18 protein-coding genes and 2 pseudogenes are annotated in these 22,425 nt (G+C 65.2%); 16 read left to right on the top strand and 4 right to left on the bottom strand.

Translation table 11 applies throughout. The features are described from left to right. Nucleotides 1–160: 160 nt before the first annotated feature. On the bottom strand, nt 161–1,447 hold the full coding sequence (locus RZR99_RS09395) for an SGNH/GDSL hydrolase family protein (RefSeq protein WP_323119470.1): 1,287 nt from the start codon (nt 1,445–1,447) through the stop codon (nt 161–163). Between the two features lie 200 nt (nt 1,448–1,647). On the opposite strand from RZR99_RS09395, the gene paaA reads away from it, so the two are divergent. The 8 genes from paaA to RZR99_RS09355 all read left to right on the top strand — a co-directional run bounded on the left by paaA (nt 1,648) and on the right by RZR99_RS09355 (nt 7,934). Continuing rightward, nucleotides 1,648–2,646 carry a 1,2-phenylacetyl-CoA epoxidase subunit PaaA gene (gene paaA, locus RZR99_RS09390; protein WP_323119469.1) on the top strand — a complete coding sequence of 333 codons (999 nt, stop codon included), beginning with the start codon at nt 1,648–1,650 and terminating at the stop codon, nt 2,644–2,646. A gap of 48 nt (nt 2,647–2,694) precedes the next feature. After that, entirely contained in the window at nt 2,695–2,979 is a 285-nt protein-coding gene (gene paaB, locus RZR99_RS09385; protein ID WP_323119468.1) for a 1,2-phenylacetyl-CoA epoxidase subunit PaaB, read from the top strand. Between the two features lie 10 nt (nt 2,980–2,989). After that, the gene (gene paaC, locus RZR99_RS09380) at nt 2,990–3,793 is read left to right on the top strand and encodes a 1,2-phenylacetyl-CoA epoxidase subunit PaaC (RefSeq protein ID WP_323119467.1); all 804 of its coding nucleotides are present in this window, start codon (nt 2,990–2,992) and stop codon (nt 3,791–3,793) included. A 31-nt stretch (nt 3,794–3,824) separates the two neighbouring features. Then, nucleotides 3,825–4,382, top strand: coding sequence for a 1,2-phenylacetyl-CoA epoxidase subunit PaaD (gene paaD / locus RZR99_RS09375; RefSeq protein WP_323119466.1), 558 nt, complete (start codon nt 3,825–3,827; stop codon nt 4,380–4,382). Nucleotide 4,383: 1 nt separating this feature from the next. Beyond that, nucleotides 4,384–5,472, top strand: coding sequence for a 1,2-phenylacetyl-CoA epoxidase subunit PaaE (paaE, locus tag RZR99_RS09370; protein ID WP_323119465.1), 1,089 nt, complete (start codon nt 4,384–4,386; stop codon nt 5,470–5,472). Between the two features lie 117 nt (nt 5,473–5,589). Further along, nucleotides 5,590–6,423: a DUF1835 domain-containing protein gene (locus RZR99_RS09365; protein WP_323119464.1), complete on the top strand. Its 834-nt coding sequence runs from the start codon at nt 5,590–5,592 to the stop codon at nt 6,421–6,423. Between the two features lie 22 nt (nt 6,424–6,445). Next, nucleotides 6,446–7,051, top strand: coding sequence for a TetR/AcrR family transcriptional regulator (locus RZR99_RS09360; RefSeq protein ID WP_323119463.1), 606 nt, complete (start codon nt 6,446–6,448; stop codon nt 7,049–7,051). A 235-nt stretch (nt 7,052–7,286) separates the two neighbouring features. Beyond that, complete coding sequence (locus RZR99_RS09355; protein ID WP_323119462.1) at nt 7,287–7,934, top strand: GNAT family N-acetyltransferase; 648 nt, start codon at nt 7,287–7,289, stop codon at nt 7,932–7,934. A gap of 76 nt (nt 7,935–8,010) precedes the next feature. On the opposite strand, the gene RZR99_RS09350 is transcribed toward RZR99_RS09355, so the two are convergent. Then, nucleotides 8,011–8,505 (bottom strand): Lrp/AsnC family transcriptional regulator, encoded by a 495-nt coding sequence (locus RZR99_RS09350; RefSeq protein WP_323119461.1) that lies wholly within the window; start codon nt 8,503–8,505, stop codon nt 8,011–8,013. Between the two features lie 154 nt (nt 8,506–8,659). On the opposite strand from RZR99_RS09350, the gene hppD reads away from it, so the two are divergent. Beyond that, nucleotides 8,660–9,757, top strand: coding sequence for a 4-hydroxyphenylpyruvate dioxygenase (gene hppD / locus RZR99_RS09345; RefSeq protein WP_323119460.1), 1,098 nt, complete (start codon nt 8,660–8,662; stop codon nt 9,755–9,757). 93 nt (nt 9,758–9,850) lie between these two features. Here hppD and RZR99_RS09340 read toward each other — a convergent pair whose 3' ends face one another. After that, nucleotides 9,851–10,048, bottom strand: a complete 198-nt coding sequence (locus tag RZR99_RS09340) for a hypothetical protein (RefSeq protein ID WP_323119459.1) — start codon at nt 10,046–10,048, stop codon at nt 9,851–9,853. A gap of 318 nt (nt 10,049–10,366) precedes the next feature. Here RZR99_RS09340 and RZR99_RS33290 point away from each other — a divergent pair. Both RZR99_RS33290 and RZR99_RS33285 read left to right on the top strand, forming a co-directional pair. Beyond that, a pseudogene (locus RZR99_RS33290) lies at nt 10,367–12,484 on the top strand (indolepyruvate ferredoxin oxidoreductase family protein); the annotation flags it as partial. A gap of 14 nt (nt 12,485–12,498) precedes the next feature. Next, nucleotides 12,499–14,100 (top strand): annotated as a pseudogene (locus RZR99_RS33285) (DUF6537 domain-containing protein); the annotation flags it as partial. A gap of 289 nt (nt 14,101–14,389) precedes the next feature. On the opposite strand, the gene RZR99_RS09330 reads toward RZR99_RS33285, so the two are convergent. Beyond that, complete coding sequence (locus tag RZR99_RS09330; RefSeq protein WP_323119458.1) at nt 14,390–16,666, bottom strand: NADP-dependent malic enzyme; 2,277 nt, start codon at nt 16,664–16,666, stop codon at nt 14,390–14,392. 485 nt (nt 16,667–17,151) lie between these two features. Here RZR99_RS09330 and RZR99_RS09325 point away from each other — a divergent pair, with 485 nt between their 5' ends. The 5 genes from RZR99_RS09325 (at nt 17,152) to RZR99_RS09305 (ending at nt 22,373) form a co-directional block, all read left to right on the top strand. Further along, nucleotides 17,152–17,838 (top strand): orotate phosphoribosyltransferase, encoded by a 687-nt coding sequence (locus RZR99_RS09325; protein ID WP_323119457.1) that lies wholly within the window; start codon nt 17,152–17,154, stop codon nt 17,836–17,838. 209 nt (nt 17,839–18,047) lie between these two features. Further along, nucleotides 18,048–18,644 (top strand): YbhB/YbcL family Raf kinase inhibitor-like protein, encoded by a 597-nt coding sequence (locus RZR99_RS09320; protein WP_323119456.1) that lies wholly within the window; start codon nt 18,048–18,050, stop codon nt 18,642–18,644. Nucleotides 18,645–18,811: 167 nt separating this feature from the next. After that, nucleotides 18,812–19,384 (top strand): flavodoxin family protein, encoded by a 573-nt coding sequence (locus tag RZR99_RS09315; protein ID WP_323119455.1) that lies wholly within the window; start codon nt 18,812–18,814, stop codon nt 19,382–19,384. 172 nt (nt 19,385–19,556) lie between these two features. Beyond that, nucleotides 19,557–20,504 (top strand): N-acetyl-gamma-glutamyl-phosphate reductase, encoded by a 948-nt coding sequence (gene argC / locus RZR99_RS09310; protein ID WP_323119454.1) that lies wholly within the window; start codon nt 19,557–19,559, stop codon nt 20,502–20,504. Between the two features lie 444 nt (nt 20,505–20,948). Beyond that, on the top strand, nt 20,949–22,373 hold the full coding sequence (locus tag RZR99_RS09305) for a DUF2957 domain-containing protein (RefSeq protein WP_323119453.1): 1,425 nt from the start codon (nt 20,949–20,951) through the stop codon (nt 22,371–22,373). Nucleotides 22,374–22,425: the final 52 nt, after the last annotated feature.

The following is a 22,425-nucleotide window of genomic DNA, read 5'->3' as shown; positions in this document are numbered from 1 at the left end:
TCAAACCCGCGCCAGACTTCGTTTCCCGCCTTCCGCTTCACGTCTCCGTTACTGCGAAAGAGGCGTGATTGTAGGCAGCGATGACCTTCCGTGCAAGCCCTTTTTAAGAACTTCATTAAAATTTTTTGTCAGGGCGCTTCCGCGCCCCTTCCAACCGCGCTCAACGGCGCTTCGCTGCCGACACCAGCGGCTCCAGCGGCACCGCCGCCGCCATCGCCGCATAGCCCGCGTCGCTCGGATGAATACCGTCGCCGCTATCGTAGCGGCGCTGCAGCACGGCCGGGCGTCCCGGATCCCGCAGCGCAGCGTCGAAGTCCACCACACCGTCGAAGGCGCGGGACGTACGAATCCAATCATTCACCGCCAACCGGATTGCCTCACGCGCCGGCGGCAGCGCAGCCGGAGTCAGCGTCGCGCCGAACAGCACGACGCCACGCTCATGCGCCGCGGCAATCAACCGCCGATACCCGTCGATCAGCGTTTGAGCACTCACCTGCGTATGCGGTGCGTCGCAATCCAGCCCAGCCCGCGACGGCATCGCCGCAAAGTTGATGTCATTGATGCCGATCAGCACCACCGCCGCTCGCACCCCCGCGCCCGAGAGCACATCGCGCTCGAAGCGCTTTTCCAGCGCCACGCCATAACACGGCGAATCGCTCAACAACCGATTCCCACTGATCCCGAGATTCACCACGCCAACCGACCGATCGCCCGTCTGCTCGATCCGCCGGGCCAGCGCATCGGGCCAGCGGCGATTTTGGTTCAAGCTCGAACGCATGCCATCGGTGATCGAGTCACCAATGGCGGCTATCGCCCCCGCACGCGCCACGGACACATCGACGGCGAGTTCCGACACCCACGCGAACTGGGTGAAACGCGTCCGGTAAGCCCCCGCCGCCACGTCGCCGGCGTGATTACCGGGGCCGGAGACGTAATTCAGCTGATTGGCAACCCGATGCCAGACCGTCATCTTCTGACGCTCTCCCATATAGAGACTCAGCGCGTAAGGCTCTCCAGCCGCAACGCCGAACGCGACGGGGTCGCTATCCCGCTCTTGCCCCGGCGGCACTTCAACCTCCCGCCGACCACCGAACGTCACCGACACCGCGCTTCCCTCCTGCACCGCCGCCCCGCCGGCAGACCGGCCGATCCGGATTTCACCGATCACGAGCGGCGCGCGGCCGTACGCATTACTCAACCGCACGCGAACGGCTCGCCCCGTCACCGTCGGATAGACGATCTGGCGAACCGTTCGGGCCGCCACGTCGGGGGCCTTATATAGAGGAGGCGGCGCAGCCAGATCCGGGATCGGCTGCAACGCGGTGGCCCAACCCGAGATCCAGCGCGACGGCTGCCCCGACGCATCGGCAGGCGCCGCCAGCGCCCACTGCGACAGCACGAGCGCGACACAACCTGAAATAACGGGGAAGCAACGTCGGAATGTCATTCGGTATACCTCGCGGGAAAGCTCTGCATTCTGCCCGAGAAGCACTCGCTTGCTCAGCCCGGCACTCCCGCACTCGCCACATCCGCACAGCCATGCCTCCACGATTGATTTGCGAGATTCCCCAACGATCAAAATAATATATTAACCGACCGGTCGGTTGGTTTATACTGCTGGCACATTCCCCGGACGAGAGCCTCGCCATGTACACGCAATCCCTCGACATCCCCGGCAACGTCGCGCCGATCGATGCCGCCGCCGATGCGCCCGAACAGGCCCGCTTCGACACGATCATGGCCGCCGACGGCAAGATCGAGCCGCAGGACTGGATGCCCGACGCCTATCGCAAGACGCTGGTGCGGCAGATCTCGCAGCACGCTCACTCGGAAATCGTCGGGATGCTGCCGGAAGGCAACTGGATCACCCGCGCGCCGAGCCTCAAGCGCAAGGCGATCCTGCTCGCGAAGGTGCAGGACGAGGCCGGCCACGGCCTCTATCTATATAGCGCGGCGGAAACGCTCGGCGTCTCCCGGGATACGCTGATCGACGCGCTGCATGCAGGCAAGGCCAAGTACTCGAGCATCTTCAACTACCCGACGCCGAGCTGGGCGGACGTCGGCGTGATCGGCTGGCTTGTCGACGGCGCCGCGATCATGAACCAGATCCCGCTCTGCCGCTGTACGTACGGCCCGTATGCGCGCGCGATGATCCGCGTCTGCAAGGAGGAATCGTTCCATCAGCGCCAGGGCTTCGACGCGCTGCTGGCGATGATGAAAGGCACCGACGCGCAACGCGAGATGGTCCAGCAAGCGGTCGACCGCTGGTGGTGGCCGGTGTTGATGATGTTCGGGCCGAGCGACGCCGATTCGGTCCACAGCAACCAGTCCGCGAAATGGGGCATCAAGCGCATCTCGAACGACGACCTGCGGCAGAAATTCGTCGATGCGACGGTCGAGCAGGCAAAGGTGCTCGGCGTCACGCTGCCCGACCCGGATCTCAAATGGAACGACGCGCGCGGCCACTTCGACTACGGCGTGATCGACTGGGACGAATTCTGGCGCGTAGTCAACGGCGACGGCCCATGTAACAAGGAACGCCTCGCGACCCGTGTGAAAGCGCATGACGACGGCGCGTGGGTCCGCGCCGCCGCGCTCGCGCACGAGGAAAAGCGCCGCGCCCGCGTACAGCAACAGGCGGCCTGACGCGCGCGCGCCGCGCGACGCCGTCGCCCCCGTATTCAGGAGAGAGTGATGAACAAGGAATGGCCAATCTGGGAAGTATTCGTGCGCAGCAAACAGGGGCTCGATCACAAGCATTGCGGGAGTCTGCACGCGGCCGACGCGTCGATGGCGCTGCGCATGGCGCGCGATGTCTATACGCGGCGTCAGGAAGGCGTGAGCATCTGGGTCGTGCCGTCGGCGGCGATCACCGCGTCCGATCCGAACGACAAGGCAGAGCTGTTCGAACCGGCGGGCGACAAGATCTATCGCCATCCGACGTTCTACACGCTGCCCGACGAAGTCAACCACATGTGAACGGCGCGCCATGACGATCACCCCACAGCACCTCTCCTATGTCCTGCGTCTGGCGGACAACGCGCTGATCCTCGGTCAGCGCAATGCCGAATGGTGCGGCCACGGCCCGATTCTCGAAGAAGACATCGCGCTCACCAACATGAGCCTCGACCTGATCGGGCAGGCCCGCCTGCTTTACTCGCACGCGGCCGAGCTCGATCGGCAACTGACCGGCCGGACCCGCACCGAAGACGACTACGCCTATTTCCGCGCCGAGCGGGATTTCGCCAACTACACGCTCGTCGAGCTGCCGCACTACGGACCGCTGTCCGGCACCGCGCACGCCGACAAGGACTACGCGGTCACGGTCGTGCGCAACTTCCTCTATGCGACGCTGATGCTGCACGTGTGGACCGCACTCGAAACATCGGCCGATCCTCAATTGGCGGCCATCGCGGCAAAATCGGTCAAAGAAGTCCGCTACCACGAGCATCACGCGCGCGAATGGCTGATTCGCTTCGGCGACGGCACGGAAGAATCGCATCACCGCGCGCAGGCTGCGCTCGACTACCTGATGCCCTATACGCGCGAGTTCTTCTCGAACGACGCTGTCGAAACGGCCGCCGCCGCAGCCGGCGTCGGCCCGGCGCCGGCGTCGCTCGAAACCGCATGGCGCGCCGACGTCGATGCCGCGCTCGCGGAGGCGACGCTCGCGTCGCCCACGCCGGTCCAGCACGTCCCGACCGGCAAGCTCGGCGAGCATTCGGAGCACATGGGCTTCCTGCTCGCGGAAATGCAGAGCCTCGCGCGCCAGCATCCGGGCGCGTCCTGGTAAGCGCCGCGCCACCACCGAACGGAGCCTGACGATGTCCGCCCTCCCCGCTACGCTTTCCCGCGCCGCTCAAGGGAACGATCCGCTCGTCGCCCGCGCATGGGACGTGCTCGAAACCGTCCCCGACCCGGAAATCCCGGTCGTGTCGATCCGCGAGTTGGGGATCCTGCGCGACGTCCGGCGCGCGGCCGACGGCATGCTCGTCGTGGTCATCACGCCGACCTACTCGGGCTGCCCGGCGATGCCGCAGATCGCCGAGGACATCGCGACCGCACTCGAGCAGGCCGGCCTGCCTCCGCATCGAATCGAAACGGTGCTCGCGCCCGCCTGGACCACCGACAGGATCACCGCCGACGCTCGCGAGAAGCTGCGCGCGTACGGCATCGCGCCGCCCACCGGCCGATGCGGCAGCGACGCGGCCGTCGCCGGCCGAGTCGTGCGCTTCATGCCGAAGCCGCTCGCGGCACCCGCCTGCCCACGCTGCGGCTCCGCGCACACCGAACGCCTCGCCCAATTCGCGTCGACCGCCTGCAAGGCGCTGTATCGCTGCGTCGATTGCCGCGAACCCTTCGACTATTTCAAACCCTACTGATATGGCGACTCCGCAATTCCATCCGCTGCGCATTCGCGACGTGCGGCCCGAGACCGCCGACGCCGTCACGGTTTCGTTCGAGATTCCCCCCGAGCTGCGCGAACAGTACCGCTTCACGCAAGGCCAGTTCGTCACGCTGAAGACCCACATCGATGGCGAGGAAACGCGCCGCTCGTACTCGATCTGCGTCGGCACCACCGACTACGACCGAGACGGCGAGTTGCGCATCGGCATCAAAAGGGTGCGCGGCGGCCGCTTCTCGAATTTCGCGTTCGACACGCTGAAGGCCGGCCACACGATCGACGTGATGACGCCCGACGGGCGCTTCTTCACGCATCTGAACGCCGAACACGGCAAGCAGTACGTCGCGTTCTCCGGCGGATCGGGCATCACACCGGTGCTCGCGATCATCAAGACGACGCTCGAGCTGGAGCCGCGCAGCACCTTCACGCTGATCTACGGCAATCGCAGCGTCGATGCGATCATGTTCGCGGAGGAGCTGGAGGACCTGAAAAACCGCTTCATGGAGCGATTCGTGCTGTATCACGTGCTGTCCGACGATCTCCAGGACGTGGATCTGTTCAACGGCGTGCTGAACCAGGAAAAATGCGCGGACTTCCTCGACGCGATGGTTCCCGCCGCGTCCATCGACGAAGCGTTCATCTGCGGTCCGGCGCCGATGATGGACGCGGCCGAAGCCGCACTGGCCGGCGGCGGCGTGCCGGCCGGCCAGGTACATGTCGAGCGATTCGGCTCGCCGCTGCCCCAGGCGGGCGCGCCCGTCGTCGAGATCACCGACGCCACCCCCGCCGCGGACCTCGAGATCGTGCTCGACGGCAAGAAGCGCAAGCTTCGGCTGCCCTACGCGGGCGTCAGCCTGCTCGACGTCGGGCTGCGCGCGGGCCTTGCGCTGCCGTACGCCTGCAAAGGCGGCGTCTGCTGCACCTGCCGCGCGAAGGTGCTCGAAGGCGAAGTCCGGATGGACAAGAACTACACGCTCGAGGAACGCGAGGTGCAGGACGGCTTCGTGCTGACCTGCCAGTGCCACCCCGTCAGCGAGCGGGTCGTGGTCAGCTTCGACGAGCGCTGAACGACAGCGGGCGGTTTCGCCCGGCCGCCCAACTCGCTTACACTAGGGGCCGCCTGCCAGCGGGACTCGCGCAGAGTCCGCCCGGCAGGCGGCTTTTCTTTTGCTGACGACAGGCCGATGAGCACTCTCCACGTCACCATAGGCGGCTCCGCCGCCGCATCCCTTCGAGTCGCGCTCGCCGAGGCGGGCCGCGACGAATCCGTCATCGAGTTGCTCGACGATCTGGCCTTCGGCCCGCTGCGCGGCGCCGACGAGACGCCGGAACCCCGCGCCTCCTTCTGGGAGCGCGTGATCGGCGACGTCGTTCCGGACTGGACGGCCGAACTCCAGCGCGAACTCGCGACCCTCGAGCAGCTTGCGGCGGGCGAAGGCCAGGTCGTCGTCTGGCATGCCCAAAGCGTGGCCGACCAGCTGATGCTGCGGCGGGTTGCCTACCATCTGCGCAATACGCCGCAGCGCCTCAACGAAGTGCGGTTGTCGAACGCCGACATCGACGATCCGGCGTCGTGGGGCCGGGTGCGCGCCGACGAGGCGACTGCAGTCGGCATCTTCCCGCCCGCGACGCTGCTCGCCAAGTTGCCTGAGGCCGCGCCGATCTCGGTACTGCGGATCAGCCGGCTCGCGCTCGAATGGCAGGAAGCGAAGCAGACCAATGCCGAGCTGCGCTATTGGGTCGGCAATACCTTCAAGAGCGGCCACTACGCCGATCTCGACGCCCTCGTGCTCGAGCACACCCCCGGCGAATGGGAGTCGGCAGCACGCACGGTCGGCGCCGTGATGGGGCTAGCCGATCGCGGTCACCTGTTCGTCAGCGACTCGGTCGCGTTCTGGCGTTGCCGCGAACTGGCCGCGGCCGGCCGCATCGAGCTGCGCGGCGACGATCAGCGCATCGACAACCTGCGCGCGCTCACGCTGCGCGCCGCGCCCGCGACCGCCGCGACCCACGGCTAACCCCCTCACGCAGACGAATCCCATGGCCCGTACCCGAGCGCCCGACCACGAATCCCAGCGCGAGCAGATCCTCGATCTCGCCGCCGCCAAATTTGCGCAAACGAGCTATCCGAGTACCTCGATGACCGATCTCGCGACGGCAAGCGGCACCTCGAAAGCACGCCTTTACCACTACTACGAAGGCAAGGAAGCGATCCTGTTCGATCTGCTCGATCGCTACACGAAGCGGCTGATGCTGATCATCGCCGAGGTGGAAGGCGTGAGCCAGCGGCGCGGGCTCACCGAACGCGAGGCGTTCGCCGAACTCGTGCGCGCGTTTTTGACCGAATACGAGACGTCGCACAGCCGCCATGTGGCGCTGTTGAACGACGTGAAATACCTCGAGGATACGCAGCGCCGGATCGTCCTCGATCGCCAGCGCGACATCGTTGCCGCGTTCACGCGGCAGTTGGCGCGCGCCTACCCCGAGCGCCTTACCAAGGACAACCAGACCGCGGTCACGATGATGGTGTTCGGCATGATCAACTGGACCTTTACCTGGCTCAAGCCCGGCGGCCGCCTCGGCTATCGGGATTTCGCGGAACAGGTGATCGACATGATCGAACGCGGCCTGTCCGGGCAGGCGTGATTTTCCGCAGAGCAGCATGCGTTGCGCCAGGATCACAGTGCGATTCAATGCAGCCCTTATTTTCACAACAACGAGAAAACTCAATAAAAACATAAGTTTATTTATTTAAATAAACCTATCTAGAGTTTCCACTCGAAACAATATACGGGTTTCCCCTAAGATTCGAACGATCGATCGGTTAAAATACTGCTGCATTGCACCAAACCGGTTGCACCGTCTTACTGAGGAACCCACGATGAACAAGCACGCCAGCCGTCCTGCCGCATCGTCCGGCACCGCCGGCGCTGCGCCGGTTCTCGTCCGGGAACTGGCTTCCACCGACCGCGAACAACTGCTCACGCACTTTCTCGCACTCGACGACGACGATCGTCTGCTCCGTTTCGGCCAGATCGTCCCCGACCACGTGATCGACAACTATGTCCGCACGATCGATTTCGCGCGCGACACGGTGTTCGGCGTATTCGACCATCAGCTCGAGCTGATCGGCGTCGGCCATCTGGCCTATCTGCCCGTGGAAGGCGACAAGCGCACGGCGGAATTCGGCGTATCGGTGCTCGAGCGAGCACGCGGCAGCGGCGTCGGCTCGAAGCTGTTCGAGCGTGCCGCGATCCGCAGCCGCAATACCCAGGTCACGACGCTTTACATGCACTGCCTGTCGCGCAACGCGACCATGATGCACATCGCGAAGAAGTCGGGCATGCGCATCGAATACGCGTACGGCGAGGCCGACGCCTATCTGTCGCTGCCGCCCGCCGATCACTCGACGATCATCGCCGAGATGATGCAGGAGCAAGCCGCGGTGTTCGACTACGCGCTCAAGCGCCAGGCCCGGCGCGCGACTCAGATCTTCGAATCGCTGCTGCCCGCCGGACTGACGGCGTAACCGCGTCGGCGCGAGCCGAGCGTGCGCAGCAAAAAGGGCGGCCTCTTCGGGGCCGCCCTTTTTTGCGCCGCCGCGCTCAGCGGATCGGCAGCGCCGTTGTCTCCTTGAACCGGTCGAGCGAAAAGCTCGTCTTCACATCGATCACCGACGGGTGATGCAGCAACTGCTCCTGCACGAAGCGCGAGAAGTGCGCCATATCTTCCACCTGCACCCGCAGCAGGTAATCCATATCGCCCGTCATCGCATGGCACGCAACCACTTCCGGCCAGGCCTGCACCGCCACGCGAAACAGTTCGGCGTGGGTCGCATCGCCGCGCGCTGGCGCGAGGCCGCCGCGCTTCTCGAGGCGCACACTCACGTAGGCCAGCAGGTCGAGACCCAGTTTTTGCGGATCGAGCAGCGCGACATAGCCGGTGATCACGCCGGCTTCCTCGAGCCGGCGTATCCGCCGCAGGCAAGGGCTGGGGGACAGATTCACCCGCTCGGCAATCTCCTGGTTCGACAGCCGCCCGTTCTCCTGCAGGATCGCCAGGATGCGCCGGTCGATCGCATCCAATTCCACTCGCGCCATTTTCTGCCTCCTGAGATGGCCGTTTCGACGGGAAATTGCGCAAGCGTAGCGGCGCGCGATTAAGTTCGCAAGTTTTCGCCCGGCGCCGGCCGCTACACTTTGCCGCAGACATTCCCCATCACGCGCGCCCCCGCCGAGGGCATCAGGAGACGCCATGCAGATCCCCAACTGGGACAACCCCGTCGGCACCGACGGCTTCGAATTCATTGAATACACCGCGCCGGACCCGAAGGCACTCGGCCAACTGTTCGAGCGGATGGGCTTCACCGCCGTCGCGCGCCACCGCCACAAGGACGTGACGCTGTACCGCCAGGGCGATATCAACTTCATCATCAACGCCGAGCCGGATTCGTTCGCGCAGCGCTTCGCGCGCCTGCACGGCCCGTCGATCTGCGCGATCGCATTCCGTGTGCAGGATGCCGCGAAGGCCTACCAGCGCGCGCTCGGCCTCGGCGCATGGGGCTTCGACAACAAGACCGGCCCGATGGAGCTGAACATCCCGGCGATCAAGGGCATCGGCGATTCGCTGATCTATTTCGTCGACCGCTGGAAAGGCAAGAACGGCGCAGCGCCGGGCAGCATCGGCGACATCAGCATCTACGACGTGGATTTCGAGCCGATCGCGGGCGCCGAGCCGAATCCGGCGGGCCACGGCCTCACCTACATCGACCACCTGACGCACAACGTCCACCGCGGCCGGATGCAGGAATGGGCCGAGTTTTACGAGCGGCTCTTCAACTTCCGCGAAGTCCGCTACTTCGATATCGAAGGCAAGGTGACCGGCGTGAAATCGAAGGCGATGACGTCGCCGTGCGGCAAGATCCGGATCCCGATCAACGAGGAAGGCTCGGACACCGCGGGCCAGATCCAGGAATATCTGGACGCGTATCGCGGGGAAGGCATCCAGCACATCGCGCTCGGCGCGTCGGACATCTACCGTTCGGTGGACGGCCTGCGCGAAAAGGGCGTGACGCTCCTCGACACGATCGACACGTATTACGAGCTGGTCAACCGTCGCGTGCCGGACCACGGCGAGTCGCTCGACGAACTGAAGAAGCGCAAGATCCTGATCGACGGCGCCCGCGACGATCTGCTGCTGCAAATCTTCACGGAAAACCAGATCGGACCGATCTTCTTCGAGATCATCCAGCGCAAAGGCAACCAGGGCTTCGGCGAAGGCAACTTCAAGGCGCTGTTCGAGTCGATCGAGCTCGATCAGATCCGCCGCGGCGTCGTACAGGACAAGGCGTAACGCTCACGGGGCGTCCCACGGCGCCTGATAAAGGAAAAGGGCGGGAATCTCGCGATCCCCGCCCTTTTTTGTCGACCGGCTTACGCGGTGCGATCAAATTCTCGCCGCTCCGGCGTTCCGCTCGGCGGCCGTGGTGCCGGACAGCGCGATGTCGTCGTGCGCCGGCGCGATCTGCAGCATCTGCGTGCTCGCGGCAACCAGCGCGCTCGCGCCCTGCGAACGGACCGGCCCGCTCATCGCGAAAAACGCCGCAGATACCATCAGGAAACGCTGGATATGTCGTGTATTCATTGCACCTCCTATTCAACCGCCGGTCGCATCGCCCCGCCGCGAACTGCGTCGCCGCGCGCCCATGCCACCGGACAGGGCGCCAGACTAACGGCAATCCGCGTCGGATGCGCCCCGATTTACATGCTTTTACATGCTGTAACGCCCGGATTCCGGACACCTTCGGCCTCTGACACCATTATTTTCGGCGGGTGAGCGGCGGGTTTCTCCCAGTGCTACCATCGATCAAAACCCGCCACTATGTCGGCCCCGGCCGACGCGTCCACAAGACGCCGATACACCGGAAGTTTTGGTGATCCCAAACTGGGAGGAGACAAGAGAATGAACGCCCCGCTAGACGCAGACCAACGCGCATCGCTCGAAGCCGCGCTGAAGTCGGTCACGCTCGACGATAAATACACGCTTGAACGCGGTCGCGCGTACATGAGCGGCATCCAGGCCCTGGTCCGTCTGCCGATGCTCCAGCAGGAACGCGATCGCGCCGCCGGCCTCAACACCGCCGGCTTCATCTCCGGATATCGCGGCTCCCCGCTCGGCGGGCTCGACCTGTCGCTCTGGAAAGCGCAGAAACACCTGGCCGCGCATCAGATCGTCTTCCAACCCGGTCTCAACGAAGATCTCGCCGCCACCGCGGTCTGGGGTTCGCAGCAGGTCAACCTGTATCCCGGCGCCAAACACGACGGCGTGTTTTCGATGTGGTATGCCAAGGGCCCGGGCGTCGACCGCACGGGCGACGTGCTCAAGCACGCGAACTCGGCCGGCTCGTCGCAGCACGGCGGCGTGCTGGTGCTCGCCGGCGACGATCACGCGGCCAAATCGTCGACCCTCGCGCACCAGTCCGAACATATTCTCAAGGCCTGCGGCCTGCCGGTGCTGTTCCCGTCCAACGTGCAGGAATATCTGGATTTCGGCCTGCACGGCTGGGCGATGAGCCGCTATTCAGGCCTGTGGGTCGCGCTCAAGTGCGTGACCGACGTGGTCGAATCGTCGGCATCCGTCGACATCGACCCGCTCCGCACCCAGATCGTGCTGCCGAGCGATTTCGCGATGCCCGACGGCGGCCTCAACATCCGCTGGCCCGACCCGCCGCTCGCGCAGGAAGCCCGCCTCCTCGACTACAAGTGGTACGCCGCGCTGGCTTACGTCCGCGCGAACAAGCTCGACCGCATCGAGATCGACTCGCCGCACGCGCGCTTCGGCATCGTCACGGGCGGCAAGGCCTATCTCGACGTGCGCCAGGCGCTTTCCGACCTCGGCCTCGACGACGACACCTGCGCGCGAATCGGCATCCGGCTCTACAAGGTCGGCTGCGTGTGGCCGCTGGAAGCGCAGGGCGCGCAAGCGTTCGCGCGCGGTCTCGAGGAAATCCTGGTGGTCGAGGAGAAGCGCCAGATCCTCGAATACGCGATCAAGGAAGAGCTGTACAACTGGCCGGACGGCCAGCGTCCGCGCGTGTTCGGCAAGTTCGACGAAAAGGACGGTGCCGGCGGCGAATGGTCGGTGCCGATGGGCAACTGGCTGCTGCCCGCGCACTACGAACTGTCGCCCGCGATCATCGCCAAGGCGATCGCGACACGGCTCGACAAGTTCGACCTGCCGTCCGACGTGCGCGCCAGGATCGGCGCGCGGATCGCGGTCATCAACGCGAAGGAAATGGCGCTCGCGAAACCGCACGTGACGACGGAGCGCAAGCCGTGGTTCTGCTCGGGCTGCCCGCACAACACGTCGACCAACGTTCCCGAAGGTTCGCGCGCGATCGCCGGGATCGGCTGCCACTACATGACCGTCTGGATGGACCGCAACACCAGCACCTTCAGCCAGATGGGCGGCGAAGGCGTACCGTGGATCGGACAGGCGCCGTTCACCGAGGAGCAGCACGTGTTCGCGAACCTCGGCGACGGCACCTATTTCCACTCGGGGCTGCTCGCGATACGCGCGGCGATCGCGTCGAAAGCGAACATTACCTACAAGATTCTCTACAACGACGCCGTCGCGATGACGGGCGGCCAGCCTGTCGACGGCGTGCTCACCGTGCCGCAGATCACGCACCAGCTCGCCGCCGAAGGCGCGAAAAAGATCGTGATCGTCACCGACGAGCCGGAGAAATACCACGGCACGACGCTGCTCGCGGCCGGCGTGACGATCCATCATCGCGACGAACTCGACGACGTGCAGCGGACGCTGCGCGAGATCGAAGGCACGACGATCCTGATCTACGACCAGACCTGCGCCACCGAGAAGCGCCGCCGCCGCAAGCGCGGCTCGTATCCGGATCCGGCGAAGCGGGTCGTGATCAACGAGGCCGTCTGCGAAGGCTGCGGCGACTGCTCGGTGAAATCGAACTGCCTGTCCGTCGAGCCGCTCGACACCGAGTTCGGCACCAAGCGGCAGATCAACCAGTCGAGCTGCAACAAGGATTTCTCGTGCGTGAAGGGCTTTTGCCCGAGCTTCNCGTCTGCGAAGGCTGCGGCGACTGCTCGGTGAAATCGAACTGCCTGTCCGTCGAGCCGCTCGACACCGAGTTCGGCACCAAGCGGCAGATCAACCAGTCGAGCTGCAACAAGGATTTCTCGTGCGTGAAGGGCTTTTGCCCGAGCTTCGTGACGGTCGAAGGCGGCCAGTTGAAAAAACCGAAGGCGGTCTCGGTCGACGGCAGCGCGCTGCCGCCGACCCCGGAGCCGGAACTGCCCGCGATCGATCGCGCATACGGCGTGCTGGTCACGGGCGTCGGCGGCACCGGCGTCGTGACGATCGGCGCGCTGCTCGGGATGGCCGCGCACCTCGAGAACAAGGGCGTGACGGTACTCGACGTCACCGGGCTCGCGCAGAAGGGCGGCGCGGTGATGAGCCACGTGCAGATCTCGCAAGCCCCGTCCGACATCCACGCAACCCGCATCGCGATGGGCGAGGCGGATCTGGTGATCGGCTGCGACGCCATCGTGACGGCCGGGGACGAATGCACGTCGCGGATGCGCCACGGCGTCACGCGCGTGGTCATCAACAGCGCCAAAACGCCCACCGCCGAGTTCATCAAGAACCCGAAATGGTCGTTCCCGGGCCTGAGCGCCGAGCAGGACATCCGCGCGGCCGCGGGCGAAGCGGTCGACCTGATCGATGCGAATCACTTCGCGGTCGCGCTGCTCGGCGACGCGATCTACACGAATCCGTTCGTGCTCGGCTACGCGTGGCAGCGCGGCTGGCTGCCGCTGACCCTCGCGTCGCTGGTGCGCGCGATCGAGCTGAACGGCGTGCAGATCGACAAGAACCGCGCGGCGTTCGACTGGGGCCGCCGCGCCGCGCACGATCTCGCGAGCGTGCGTCAAGCCGCGTCGGGCAGCACGCAGTCGAAAGCGCACCAAGGCGCGACCGTCATTTCGCTGCATACGAAGAAGGCGGTCGACGCGCTGATCGCGACCCGCGTCGAACACCTGAGCGCATATCAGAACGCCGCGTATGCGGCGCGCTTCGCCGCGTTCATCGACAAGGTTCGCACGGCGGAGCGCGCGCTCGGCGGCGATCTGGCGCAGGAGCCGCTGACGGAAGCGGTCGCGCGCAATCTGTACAAGCTGATGGCGTACAAGGATGAATACGAGGTGGCGCGCCTGCAGTCCGATCCGGCCTTCGTCGCCCGGCTCGCGGGCCAGTTCGAAGGCGACTGGAAGCTGAAGTTCCATCTCGCGCCGCCGCTGTTCGCCAAGAAGGATGCGCACGGTCATCTGATCAAGAAGCAGTACGGTCCGTGGGTCATGCCGGCGTTCCGGATGCTCGCGAAGTTCAAGTTCCTGCGCGGCACGGCGTTCGACGTGTTCGGCCATACCGACGAGCGGCGCACCGAGCGCGCGCTGATCGACGAGTATCAGACCCTGATCGGCAAGCTGATCGGCGGACTGACGGCCAGCAAGATGCCGCTCGTACTGGAACTGGCGAATCTGCCGGATGAGATCCGCGGTTACGGCCACGTGAAGGAAAACAACCTGCGCGCGGTGCGGATCAAGTGGGCGACGCTGACCGACAAGTGGAACGCGTCAGGCGACACCGCCCGGCACGTAGCCTGAGCCATGCAGTCGTAACGAGGTTTCCGAGGCGAATTGACGAAGGCGGCTTGCCGCCTTCTTTTTTTACGCGACGCAGTTGATACCGTCAGCACCCGATCGACATGCGAAATCGGAGCTCACCGGGGAACCGACGCCAATCATAGGCGCCTCCGCTCGGCGCACCGAGCCTCACGCCAGGGATCGCCCTCCTCACCCCACCTCCCGCACAAGAAAAAACGCCACGAAACCTGCGTTTCGTGGCGTTCGGACCGGATCGCGGCGGCACTCGGACAGCGCACCGCCCGCCGGATCAGCGAGACGTGTTGTTGACGTTCGCCGCGGCCACCGCCGTCATGTTGATGATCCGGCGCACCGTCGCGGCCGGCGTCAGGATGTGCACCGGCTTCGACGCGCCGAGCAGGAACGGGCCGACCGTCACGCCTTCCCCGCCGACCATCTTGAGCAGGTTGTACGCGATGTTCGCCGCCTCGACGTTCGGCATGATCAGCAGGTTCGCTTCGCCGTGCAGCGACGTGCCGGGGAAGGCCGCCTTGCGCACCGCTTCGGACAGCGCCGCATCGCCGTGCATTTCGCCGTCGACCTCGAGCTGCGGCGCGCGCGCGGCGATCAACTGGCGCGCTTGCGCCATCCGGCGCGACGATGCCGACGGTGCGCTGCCGAAATTCGAGTTCGACAGCAGCGCAGCCTTCGGCGTGATGCCGAAGCGCTCGATCTCGGCGGCCGCCTGGATCGTCATGTCGGCGAGCTGTTCGGCGCTCGGCAATTCGTTCACGTAGGTGTCGCACATGAACAGGTTGCGGCCCGGCAGCATCAGCAGGTTCATCGCCGCGAAATGCTCGGCGCCCGGCGCGCGCCCCAGCACTTGTTCGACGAACTTCAGGTGGCTGTGATACGTGTCGATCATCCCGCAGATCATCCCGTCGGCATCGCCGAGCTTCACCAGGATTGCGCCGATCAGTGTATTGAACTTGCGCAGCGCCGCCTTCGCGACCTCGGGGGTCACGCCGTCGCGCGCACCGATCTCGTGGTACGCCTGCCAGCACTGCTGATAGCGCGGATCGTCTTCCGGATTCACGATCTCGAAATCGACGCCGCACTTCAGCTTCGAGCCGATCTTCTGCAGCCGCATTTCGACGACCGACGGACGGCCGACGATGATCGGCTTCGCGATCTTTTCCTGCAGCACGAACTGCGCGGCGCGCAGCACGCGCTCGTCCTCGCCTTCCGCGAACACGATGCGCGCGGCCTTCGACTTCGCGGTCGCGAACACCGGACGCATCACCATGCCGGTCCGGTAGACCGTCGCACCGAGTTGCTCGCGATAAGCGTCCATGTCCTCGATCGGACGGGTGGCGACGCCCGAATCCATCGCGGCCTGCGCGACGGCCGGCGCGATCTTGATGATGAGGCGCGGATCGAACGGCTTCGGGATCAGGTAGTCCGGACCGAATTCGAGCGAATGGCCTTCATACGCCTTCGCCACTTCCTCGCTCTGGTCGGTTTCCTGCGCCAGCTCGGCGATCGCACGCACGCACGCGAGCTTCATTTCCTCGGTGATCGTCGTCGCGCCGACGTCGAGCGCGCCGCGGAAGATGAACGGGAAGCACAGCACGTTGTTGACCTGGTTCGGATAGTCCGAGCGGCCGGTTGCGACGATCGCGTCCGGGCGCACGGCCTTCGCGTCTTCCGGGCGGATTTCCGGCTCCGGGTTCGCGAGCGCCAGGATCAGCGGCTGGCCGGCCATCGTCTTGACCATGTCCTGCTTCAGCACGCCCGCGCTCGAACAGCCGAGGAACACGTCGGCGTCGCGGATCGCGTCGCCGAGCGTGCGCGCATCGGTGGTCGCCGCATAGCGCTGCTTCGACGGATCGAGATTGCCGCGCCCCTCGTAGATCACGCCCTTCGAATCGGCCACCAGCACGTTCGCCTTGTCGAGACCGAGCTTCACCAGCAGGTCGAGACAGGCGATCGCCGCCGCGCCCGCGCCCGAGCAGACGAGCTTCACTTCGCCGAGGGACTTGCCGACCACCTTCAGGCCGTTCAGGATCGCCGCCGACGCGATGATCGCCGTGCCGTGCTGGTCGTCGTGGAACACGGGGATCTTCATCCGCTCGCGCAGCTTCTGCTCGATGTAGAAGCACTCGGGCGCCTTGATGTCCTCGAGGTTGATACCGCCCAGGGTCGGCTCGAGCATCGCGATCGCCTCGACCAGCTTGTCCGGATCGGATTCGGCGAGTTCGATGTCGAACACGTCGATGCCCGCGAACTTCTTGAACAGGCAACCCTTGCCTTCCATCACCGGCTTCGCCGCGAGCGGCCCGATGTTGCCGAGGCCCAGCACGGCCGTGCCGTTGGTCACGACGCCGACGAGGTTGCCGCGCGACGTGTATTTCTGTGCATCGAGCGGATCGGCGTAAATCGCCTCGCACGCGGCGGCGACGCCGGGCGAATAGGCGAGCGACAGATCGAGCTGGTTCGACAGCGGCTTGGTGGGCGTGACCGAAATCTTGCCGGGTTTCGGGTTCTGGTGATAGGCGAGAGCGCTCTGCTTCAGTTGTTCATCCATGATTGACCTGCGAGAGACATGCGTAATGAAAGACTCAGTACCGGGTACCGTGAGCCGCGTTCAGGGAGATCGAAGGGGTGATCGACTGCGGCGGCCGTTGCGCACCGGATCGGCGCGCTATCAACCTTGGCGGGTGGCAAGCAAGAAGTATCAGGTACCGAGCGAATTCTGAGGGTCGCCTAGTGTACACCTCGCGCCCGCCAAAACCTTGCTGCGACGCGACAACCCGGTCGGTCCGGCGGCCTGCCGCACGGATGGCCGACCGTCTGCGGAATCGAAGATCTCGGGGTGCCGGCGCGCGTGCGCGCAAGCACCGAATCTGCGTGAATCGAATCGAAAATCGCCCGGATCGGGTAAAATAGCGGGCTACGCGCGCAGCGATGCGATTCCGTCGACGGCAACGTCGGCCCGCACCCCGTCCGGGGACTCACTTGCTGCGCCACCGGGCCCGCGCCCGCCCCTCGCTCATCATCCAAGGAATGCCCATGACAGGCTTCGATCGTCAGACGATCTCCGACACGACCGCCAAAATGCTGCTCGAAGTGCAGGCGGTGCACTTCAACGCCGACAAGCCTTTCATTTTCACGTCGGGCTGGGCCAGCCCCGTCTACATCGACTGCCGCAAGCTGATTTCTTATCCGCGGGTGCGCCGCGGCCTGATGGAAATGGCGGAAGCGACGATCCTGCGCGACGTCGGCTATGAGCAGATCGACGCGGTAGCGGGCGGCGAAACCGCCGGCATCCCGTTCGCCGCGTGGATTGCGGACCGCATGATGCTGCCGATGCAGTACGTGCGGAAAAAGCCGAAGGGCTTCGGCCGCAACGCGCAGATCGAAGGTCTGCTCGAAGAAGGCTCGCGCGTGCTGCTGGTCGAGGATCTGACCACCGACAGCCGCAGCAAGATCAACTTCATCAATGCGCTGCGCACGGCGGGCGCTCAGGTGAATCACTGCTTCGTACTGTTCCACTACAACATCTTCAAGGAAAGCGTGTCGGTGCTGAAAGACATCGACGTCGACCTGCATGCGCTCGCGACCTGGTGGGATGTGCTGCGCGTCGCCAAGCAGTCGGGCTACTTCGAGACCCGCACGCTCGACGAAGTCGAGAAATTCCTGCACGCGCCGGCCGAGTGGTCGGCCGCGCACGGCGGCGCAACGGGCGTCCAGGAATAACGCCGGGCGGTGCCCGACCGCCTCGCCGGAACGAGCCGCCTGTCGTCGCGACAGGCGGCTTTTTTCATGGTCCGGCGCGGCGCGATAACTTGTCCGAGGTCGCTCCGCCATGCGGCCCTAATGTTAGACTGGTTCCCTGAACGGGCAGAGAGACGCAACAACAACCAGCGCCGGGCGAACGCCGGCATACGTGACGGGAGAAGCGCCATATGCATGTGGGTCGCCGAGTCGTTCCGCCTGGTTCGTCCCGCCGCCTGCCCTCGCTCGTTCTCGCCTGTCTTTGCGCGACCGGTCTCGCCGGTGCGCCGCACGTTTTCTCCCAGGACGCCTTCACGCTCACGAGCGACGATCTGCGCGCCGGCGCGCGCGTCGCCGCGGCGCAGGTCTTCAACCAGGGCGACTGCAAGGGCGGCAACCGCTCCCCGCAGCTGACCTGGCGCGATCCGCCGCCGGGCACACGGGGCTTCGCCATCACGATGCTCGATCCCGACGCACCCGGCCACGGTTGGTGGCACTGGGCGGTCGCGGGCATTCCGCCGACCGTCACGAGCATCCCCGCCGACGCAAGCGCGTCCGGCTACCTGAAGAAAATCGGCGCGACCGAGGCGCGCAACGACTTCGGCTCGGACGGATATGGCGGGCCGTGCCCGCCGCCCGGCAAGCCGCATCACTATGTGGTGACCGTCTACGCGCTGAAGTCCACCGATCTGCGCGTCGCCGGCGGGCGGCCCGCCCAGATGTTCGATCACGAGATCGGCACCGAGGCGATCGGTTCCGCGCAGATCATCGTGACTTACGGGCAGTAAGCTGCCCGATTGCCGTCATTCGCGACACTCACTGATACGGGCGCGGCGCTTTTCCTGCCGGCTTGTGTTGCTAGACTCGAGCAGCTGTCGTTCGCCGCTCACCGCGCCGCCGCACGCGCACTCCATCGCCCATTCCGGGCGCCCTGCTCCTTTTTCGAGGAATCAGCATGTCCAACATCGTCATCGTCTATCACAGCGGCTACGGCCACACGAAGAAACTGGCCGAGGCCGTCGAGACCGGGATCCGCGATGCCGGCGCCAACGCACGGCTGCTCGCCGTCGGCGATCTCGACGACGCCGGCTGGGCCGCGCTCGACGCCGCCGACGCGATCGTGTTCGGCGCGCCGACCTACATGGGCGGCGCGTCCGCCGACTTCAAGAAATTCGCCGACGCAAGCTCGAAGGCATGGTTCACGCAAAGCTGGAAGGACAAGATCGCGGCCGGCTTCACGAACTCGGCGTCGATGAACGGCGACAAACTGTCGACCCTTCAATATTTCGTCACGTTCGCGATGCAGCATGGAATGCTATGGGTCGGCACGAGCCTGATGCCGGCCAACACGAAAGCCGCGACGCGCAACGACATCAACTACCTGGGCAGCTTCAGCGGCCTGCTCGGCCAGTCGCCCGCCGATGCCTCGCCGGACGAAGGCCCGCTGCCGGGCGACCTGGAAACCGCGAAGCTGTTCGGCGCGCGCATCGCCGCCACCACCGCGCGCTGGGTCGCGGGCCGCCGGTAACCTCCTCTCCTCGCTCGGGCGCCCGGCATCCGGCCGCCCGAATCAGGGACGCAAGACGGCCGGCGCGCCGTTTTTTTTGGACCCGGCCGGTTACGATGCGGCGCATCACGTCTTAAAATGGCGCTTTCTTTGGCGCAACCCGCGTCAACCGCCCCGATTCTGTGAGAGCGAGATGAGCACGAAAGTTTTTGTCGACGGCCAGGAAGGCACGACCGGTCTGAAGATCTTCGAATACCTGTCCGCGCGCGGCGACGTCGAGATCCTGCGGATCGACGAAGCGAAGCGCAAGGATGTCGACGAGCGCCGCCGCCTCATCAACGCGTCGGACGTGACGTTCCTGTGCCTGCCCGATACCGCATCGCGCGAATCGGCGTCGCTGGTCGACAACGATCGCACCACGCTGATCGACGCGAGCACCGCCTTCCGCACCAGCGCCGACTGGGCGTACGGCCTGCCCGAACTGAATCGCGCGCAACGCGAGCGCATCCGCGCGTCGAAGCGCATCGCGGTGCCCGGCTGCCACGCGTCGGCGTTCGTCCTGGCCATGCGTCCGCTGGTCGACGCCGGCATCGTCGCGGCGGATTTCGCCGCGCACAGCTATTCGATCACCGGCTACAGCGGCGGCGGCAAGAAGATGATCGCCGACTACGAAGCCGATACGAGCGGCAAGCTCGCCGGCCCGCGCGCGTATGCGCTCGCGCTCGCGCACAAGCATCTGCCCGAGATGGCCGCCCACACCGGCCTCGCGAACGCCCCGCTGTTCACGCCGATCGTCGGGCCGTTCTACAAGGGGCTCGCGGTCACCACGTACTTCACGCCGAGCCAGCTCGCGAAGCGTGCGACGCCGCAGGACGTGCAGCGCGTGTTCGCCGAGCACTATGCGGGCGAAGCATTCGTGCGGGTCGCGCCGTTCGATGCCGCCGACAACCTCGACGACGGCTTCTTCGACGTGCAGGGGAACAACGACACCAACCGCGTCGATCTGTTCGTGTTCGGCACGGCGGAGCGCTTCGTCACGGTCGCGCGGCTCGACAACCTCGGCAAGGGCGCGTCGGGTGCCGCGATCCAGTGCATGAACCTCAGCATCGGCGCGGAGGAGGATAGCGGGCTCAATCGCTGAGCCGCGCTTTCCCGCGCATCGAAGCCGGCCTTCCAGGCCGGCTTTTTTATTTTCGAAGCTTTAAAAATGAAAGTTATTAAAGAAATGTCACCGCATTAACAGATATTTACAAGCTTTCAATTTCAAAACCTAAATCATACTCAATGATTTGCCCGCGAATACTGAAAATCCCGAATAGGGATTCACCCGACATTTCGTAATAAAAATGTTCCGTCAGCCTGCATAATATTCAGGAAAACCACACCCAATCGCCTTTCCGAGACCACCCCCCAGCCGATTTTAAACGCTCGTTTCGTTTCAATATCATCCGCTATCCCTCTCTGAGATTCGCTTCCGACAATTCTCGTTGTTTAAATCGTCTTTTTTAGACGATTCCATCAATTGACAGCGGAAAACGGCGCGGCCAAATTAGTCCGGACAATTAAACAGATTGGAGACAGAGGCATGATGCACGCCTTATCAAAAGGGGTGGCAACGGCCATTGCCCTCGCCCCTTTGCTGGTCGCTTGTGGAGGAGGTGACGGCGCGCCCCCCGCCCCCGTCAATGTTTCGCAATGCTCAGGGTCCAGTTGCGGCACCCAGGGGCCGCCCACGTCGACCCCGAGCAACGCATCGCTATGTCCCCCGACCGCCGATATCGGCAGCAGCACGTATCTGGGCGGCGCCGGCAGCGGTGAGATCGTGAGCGTGAACATCAACGCGACGGCGATGACGTACACGCTCAAATGGCTCGAGTCGCCGATCCCGCTCGCGACCGGCACGGTCACGCCGAGCCGGGCCGGCACGACGATCACGGGCAACGTGATCCATCCGCCGACGGGCACGCTGCCGACCGCCGAGCAGACCCGCTGCGCGTTCGTCCTCACGCCCGGCAGCGGCACGTCGCCACTGACCAACACCACCTATTCGACGGCGGCGGACTTCAACCAGGCGAACCCGCCGATGATCCTGATCGGCTTCGGCGTCGCCGGCGGCGGCATTCCGGGCGCGACCATCCAGTTTGCCGGGCTCGACATCAGCCTTGCCGGGATCACGCTCTACCAGAACGTCGGTCAGGTGCCGAACCGTCACTTCGACTTCTACCCGTTCCTCGGTTTCGCGAACACGACGACCGATCTCACGAAGCTGCCCGGCACGTACAACGCGCTGCTCTATCACCTCGTGCCGTCCGGCAACTATGCGACCGAGGGGACGAATTCGACCGAGACCTTCGACGCGAACGGCGCCTGCACGTCGACCAGTTCGGCGGGCTGCCTGACGACGGGCAACCCGTGGGCAGCGAGCGGCACCGGCTATTTCAACAGCACCAGCGCCCCGCAGATCCTGCCGCAGACGAAGCTGCCGCTGATCGGCGCGACGGGCAAATCGGGCACCGCGCACATGGTGATCGGGCAGCTCAACGGCGCGACCGTGCCCGTGATCGTCCGGACCGGCTACGTCAACCTCGGCACCGCGCCGCTGCACGCCGACGCCCAGGTCGACGACGAATCCGGCATCGCCGTGCTCGGTAGCGCGACCGCGCTGTCGTCGGGCAGCTTCGACGGCGGTTACGCGGGCGCGGATTCGAACTTCAAGTACACCGCGACCGTGATCAAGGGGACCACGGGCACCTTCGTCAATCCGAGCACGCAGGCGGCCGAAAGCGGCTTCAACCTGGACTACGGCCAGGCGACGCCGGGGCTCATCGGCATCACGACGATCGCGGCGGCCAACCAGCCGGCGGCATCCGGCTACGCGATCGCGACAGGCGGGCTGTTCGCGTCGCTGGTCCAGGGCACCGTCAACGGCGGGATCACGCAGACGTCGGCGATCGCGGGGCAAACCCCGTCGGCGCCGTACTTCGGCGTGGGCGCGCAGATCAGCAAGTAAGCGGCTGGGGACGCTGCGCGCAGAGCAAAGGCAGGGCGCAGCAAGAAGCGGC

The sequence above is a fragment of the Burkholderia alba genome (assembly GCF_034721475.1).
In the GTDB taxonomy this organism is placed as follows: Bacteria; Pseudomonadota; Gammaproteobacteria; order Burkholderiales; family Burkholderiaceae; genus Burkholderia; species Burkholderia alba.
Note: the sequence above shows the minus strand (reverse complement) of the source record. Positions and strands in the feature narration are given on the sequence as shown.

Excerpts from the sequence above, each read along its gene's own strand:
- RZR99_RS09315 (WP_323119455.1), top strand. The coding sequence starts at position 18,812 with ATGTCCAACATCGTCATCGTCTATCACAGCGGCTACGGCCACACGAAG.
- hppD (WP_323119460.1), top strand. The coding sequence starts at position 8,660 with ATGCAGATCCCCAACTGGGACAACCCCGTCGGCACCGACGGCTTCGAA.
- paaE (WP_323119465.1), top strand. The coding sequence starts at position 4,384 with ATGGCGACTCCGCAATTCCATCCGCTGCGCATTCGCGACGTGCGGCCC.
- RZR99_RS09340 (WP_323119459.1), bottom strand. The coding sequence starts at position 10,048 with ATGAATACACGACATATCCAGCGTTTCCTGATGGTATCTGCGGCGTTT.
- RZR99_RS09305 (WP_323119453.1), top strand. The coding sequence starts at position 20,949 with ATGATGCACGCCTTATCAAAAGGGGTGGCAACGGCCATTGCCCTCGCC.
- RZR99_RS09365 (WP_323119464.1), top strand. The coding sequence starts at position 5,590 with ATGAGCACTCTCCACGTCACCATAGGCGGCTCCGCCGCCGCATCCCTT.
- RZR99_RS09360 (WP_323119463.1), top strand. The coding sequence starts at position 6,446 with ATGGCCCGTACCCGAGCGCCCGACCACGAATCCCAGCGCGAGCAGATC.
- RZR99_RS09350 (WP_323119461.1), bottom strand. The coding sequence starts at position 8,505 with ATGGCGCGAGTGGAATTGGATGCGATCGACCGGCGCATCCTGGCGATC.
- paaA (WP_323119469.1), top strand. The coding sequence starts at position 1,648 with ATGTACACGCAATCCCTCGACATCCCCGGCAACGTCGCGCCGATCGAT.
- paaB (WP_323119468.1), top strand. The coding sequence starts at position 2,695 with ATGAACAAGGAATGGCCAATCTGGGAAGTATTCGTGCGCAGCAAACAG.
- paaD (WP_323119466.1), top strand. The coding sequence starts at position 3,825 with ATGTCCGCCCTCCCCGCTACGCTTTCCCGCGCCGCTCAAGGGAACGAT.
- RZR99_RS09355 (WP_323119462.1), top strand. The coding sequence starts at position 7,287 with ATGAACAAGCACGCCAGCCGTCCTGCCGCATCGTCCGGCACCGCCGGC.
- argC (WP_323119454.1), top strand. The coding sequence starts at position 19,557 with ATGAGCACGAAAGTTTTTGTCGACGGCCAGGAAGGCACGACCGGTCTG.
- paaC (WP_323119467.1), top strand. The coding sequence starts at position 2,990 with ATGACGATCACCCCACAGCACCTCTCCTATGTCCTGCGTCTGGCGGAC.
- RZR99_RS09325 (WP_323119457.1), top strand. The coding sequence starts at position 17,152 with ATGACAGGCTTCGATCGTCAGACGATCTCCGACACGACCGCCAAAATG.
- RZR99_RS09320 (WP_323119456.1), top strand. The coding sequence starts at position 18,048 with ATGCATGTGGGTCGCCGAGTCGTTCCGCCTGGTTCGTCCCGCCGCCTG.
- RZR99_RS09395 (WP_323119470.1), bottom strand. The coding sequence starts at position 1,447 with ATGACATTCCGACGTTGCTTCCCCGTTATTTCAGGTTGTGTCGCGCTC.
- RZR99_RS09330 (WP_323119458.1), bottom strand. The coding sequence starts at position 16,666 with ATGGATGAACAACTGAAGCAGAGCGCTCTCGCCTATCACCAGAACCCG.